This is a genomic window from Massilia sp. CT11-108 (assembly GCF_047302915.1).
Lineage (GTDB): Bacteria > Pseudomonadota > Gammaproteobacteria > Burkholderiales > Burkholderiaceae_D > Telluria > Telluria orientalis.
This window is the reverse complement of record NZ_JBKYMO010001486.1, coordinates 1-277: the sequence shown is the minus strand read 5'-3', so window position 1 is coordinate 277 and position 277 is coordinate 1. Positions and strand designations below refer to the sequence as shown.

Here is a 277-nt window from a genome sequence, read left to right as displayed (position 1 = left end):
GAGTGGAAAAAGAAGTATGCGAATTCTAAGAATATCAGCAATGGTGGAATGGCATGGACCAGATAGAATGAAATGGATATACGCTGTGAAAAGGTGTTTATCATGTTTGCTGAGAAACCCTTGAAAACACCTGTAAATCCCTCAGTCTTGATAATCCTTAATAACATCTGTAACATCTCCCATCTCTTTAACCGTCTCAGTAATCTTGCATGTGTACTACCTCCCTTGACATGAACGACCTCATTGGCTGGTCTCTCATCAGAGGGGAGGGCTTGTA

1 protein-coding gene is annotated in these 277 nt (G+C 41.5%); it reads right to left on the bottom strand.

The window, feature by feature from the left end; all coding sequences use genetic code 11:
* Window positions 1-176, bottom strand: a 176-nt coding sequence (locus ACEN88_RS35385) for an MC/SLC25 family protein (RefSeq protein WP_413347074.1), incomplete at its 3' end; no start/stop codon positions are given.
* Between the last annotated feature and the right edge of the window lie 101 nt (window positions 177-277).